Annotated in this window: 2 protein-coding genes and 1 pseudogene; 1 reads left to right on the forward strand and 2 read right to left on the reverse strand. The window is 64.9% G+C overall.

Annotated features, from left to right (window positions below; genetic code table 11):
• Window positions 1-144 (forward strand): annotated as a pseudogene (locus D6877_RS05445) (alpha/beta hydrolase); the annotation flags it as partial.
• Window positions 145-268: 124 nt separating this feature from the next.
• On the opposite strand, the gene D6877_RS05450 reads toward D6877_RS05445, so the two are convergent.
• Window positions 269-967: a response regulator gene (locus D6877_RS05450; RefSeq protein ID WP_130910104.1), complete on the reverse strand. Its 699-nt coding sequence runs from the start codon at window positions 965-967 to the stop codon at window positions 269-271.
• Between the two features lie 48 nt (window positions 968-1,015).
• A partial coding sequence (locus tag D6877_RS05455) for a sensor histidine kinase KdpD (protein WP_130910105.1) occupies window positions 1,016-3,355 on the reverse strand: 2,340 nt, incomplete at its 5' end.

Below are 3,355 nucleotides of genomic sequence, written 5' to 3' on the forward strand. Positions count from 1 at the left end.
GCCGGGTATCCGCCGGATATCCTGATCAACGTGCCGAAGCGGGTGTGCCGGTTTTTCGAGTTCTACAAAGCGCCGGAGTTGATTGCGCTGGGCAGACAGATTGCCAGTGATACGCTGGATCGGTATGAGCAGGAGCAGGGTTGAAATCCTGAAAGTCCTTCAGTGTTTATTCTGGCCCCTTCGCGAGCAAGCTCGCTCCCACAGGGGAATGCATTCCAAATGTGGGAGCGAGCTTGCTCGCGAAGGCGCCGGATCGGCCACTACAAAGCTACAGGCTGTTCTCACTCAACAACCGATACCCAACCCCCGCCTCAGTCACGATAAACCGTGGCCGGGTCGGGTCATCCGCCAGTTTCTGCCGCAGATGTCCGACCACGATGCGCAGGTAATGACTGTCCTCGGTGTGCGTCGGCCCCCAGATATCCTTGAGCAATTGCTGCTGGGTGATTACCCGCCCCGGATGCCGCGCCAGTTGCGCGAGCACCGCGTATTCCTTGCGGGTCAGGGCGACTTCGGCGCCGTCAAGCAGCACCCGCCGATAGGCCAGATCCACGGTCAACGGGCCGAAACTCAGCGCCGCCGGCTGCGCCTCCCCCGCCGGAGCCTGGCGCAACAATGCGCGGACCCGGGCGAGAAATTCCTGAATGCCGAACGGTTTGGTCACGTAGTCATTGGCGCCACCATCCAGCGCTTCGACCTTCTGCCCTTCACTGGCACGCACCGACAACACCAGCACTGGCGTGCTCGCCCACTCGCGCAACTCGCGCAGCACCTGCTGACCGTCCATGTCCGGCAGGCCGAGGTCGAGCACCACCAGGTCCGGTTTGCTCAGCGCGGCTTGCGCCAGGCCTTCAGCGCCGGTGCCCGCTTCGAGCACTTTGTAGCCTTGTGAAGCGAGGCTGATGCGCAGGAATTTGCGGATCTGCGGTTCGTCGTCGATGACCAAAATGGTCGCGGTCTGGCTCATGAATTCACATCAACACAAAAGAGTGGCAAGAGAGTAGCGCAGTCGACTTCAAGCTTCACCGTCCATCCCCGGCTGCGCCTGCAACGGCAAGTGCAAGGTAATGCAGGTGCCGCGCCCGTCGATGCCGTCAGCCACGGAAATACGCCCGCCGTGTGCGCCGACCATGCCCTGACAGATCGCCAGGCCCAACCCCGTGCCCTGCCCGCCGCGATCACCGCGCGCGGCGGTGTAGAACATGTCGAAAATCTTCGCTCGGTCCTCTTCGGGAATCCCCGGGCCTTCATCGCTGACCGCAAAGAAAATCTCCTGCTCATCGGCGCCGGCACGCAATTGCAGGCGACCGTGGCTGGGCGAAAATCGCGCGGCGTTTTCCAGCACGTTAACCAGCGCCTGCTCGATCAACGCCGCGTGCACATAGAGCAACGGCAGCTCGGCCGGCACTTCGGTGCTGACCTGCAGCGGCGCCAGCACGGCGCGCAGGCGATTGAGCGAACTGCCGACGATATCGGCCGGCGATACCCAGTCCCGCGCCAGCTTCAAGGCGCCGTGGCCGAGGCGAGTCATGTCGAGCAGGTTCTGAATGTAGCGGTCGAGGCGTTCGGCTTCGTCGCGGGTGCCTTCGAGCAGCTCGCGGCGATCCTCCAGCGGAATCGCTTCGCCGAGGGCCAACAGGCTGTCGATGCTGCCGCGCATGGCCGTCAGCGGCGTGCGCAAATCGTGGGACACCGAAGCCAGCAAGGCGCTGCGCAACTGTTCGGTTTCGCCGTGCAGACGCGCCGCTTCGAGGTCATCGGCCAATTGCGCGCGGGCCAGGGCTTGCGCCAGCGGCTGGCTCAGCGCGGTGAGCAAACGTCGGCGCTGACCGCTCAAGCTCTGGCCTTCCTTGGCGCAAACACCGAGCAATGCCAGTGGCCCGTCCTCGACCGACAACGGCCACCACCACCAACGCCCCAGCGGCAACGTGCCGGTGCCCTTGCCCGCCGGTTGATCGTGTTGCCAGGCCCAATCGGCAGCGGCACGTTCGGCCTCGGTGAATTGCAGTGGCCCGCCGGTTTCGACTTTCCAGCCGCCCTGCCCGTCGCGGTTGAGCAGGCACAATTGCACATCGCTCCAGCCTTCGAGGTGCTGCGCGGCGGCGCTGACCACGGCTTGGCGATCAGTCGCGGCGGTGAGTTTGCGCGACAGGTCGAGCAGTTCGCTGGTCTCTTCCTGGGTATCGCGCAAAGCCTGCAACTGCCGCCGCTGACGCGCCGCGAGGTTGCCGGTGAGCGCCGCCATCAACAGGAAGAACAGCAGCGTCAGCACGTCTTCTTCGCGTTGAATGCTGAACGAGAAATTCGGTGGAATGAACAGGAAATCGTAGGTGAGAAACGACAGCGCCGCACAGGCCAGCGCCGGGCCGAGGCTGCTGCGCACCGCCACCAGCAACACCGCCGCGAGAAACACCAGCGAGATGTTCGGCAGCGGCAACACGCTCGACACCGCCCAGGCCAACGCGCTGGCCAACAACGTCGCGACCAGCGCCAGCGCGTAGTCGAACCACACCAGCGTCACTGGATTGCGCGGGCGCGGTTGATGCTGTTCGTGGTCACTGTCGAGCACGTTGATTTCCAGACCGTGAGCCTGACGCAGCAGGCGCGCCGCCAGACCACCGCCGAACAGGCGACGGCGCAAGCGTGGCCGCGACTGGCCGACCAGCAACAGACTGGCGCGGCGCTCGGCGGCGTGTTGGATCAGGGTCTTCGCCACCTCGCCGGCACGCAACAGCACCACTTCACCACCGAGGCGTTCGGCCAGTTGCTGGGCGCTTTGCAGGCGCAACCGCGATTGCTCATCACGGGCGCTGCCGTTGTCGACATGCACCAGGCTCCACGGCAGATGCCGGCGCTGGGCGACGCGGCTGGCGTGACGCACCAGCCGCTCGGCCTGCGCATCGCCATCGATGCCGACCAACAAACGCCCGCGCACCGCCGGCGCGGCCTGGCCGAGTTGGCGATAGCCTTGGGCGAGATCGTTGTCGACCTGCGCGGCGGCGGTCTGCATCGCCAGTTCGCGCAGGGCGGTGAGATTGGTCTGGGTGAAAAAAGCGTCGATCGCAGCGCGGGCCTGTTCCGGCACGTAGACCTTGCCTTCGCGCAGACGCTCAAGCAATTCACGCGGCGGCAAGTCGATCAGCAGCAGCTCGAAAGCTTCCTGCAACACCCAGTCCGGCAGGGTTTCGCGCACCTGCACGCCAGTGATGCCGCGCACCTGATCATTCAGGCTTTCCAGGTGCTGGACGTTGACCGTGGTGAACACGTCGATGCCGGCGGCGAGCAGTTCCTGAATGTCTTGCCAGCGCTTGGCGTGACGACTGCCGGGGGCGTTGCTGTGGGCCAGTTCATCCAC

It is taken from the genome of Pseudomonas sp. Sample_9, assembly GCF_004307535.1.
In the GTDB taxonomy this organism is placed as follows: domain Bacteria; phylum Pseudomonadota; class Gammaproteobacteria; order Pseudomonadales; family Pseudomonadaceae; genus Aquipseudomonas; species Aquipseudomonas mercuritolerans.

Excerpts from the sequence above, each read along its gene's own strand:
- D6877_RS05450 (WP_130910104.1), bottom strand. The coding sequence starts at position 967 with ATGAGCCAGACCGCGACCATTTTGGTCATCGACGACGAACCGCAGATC.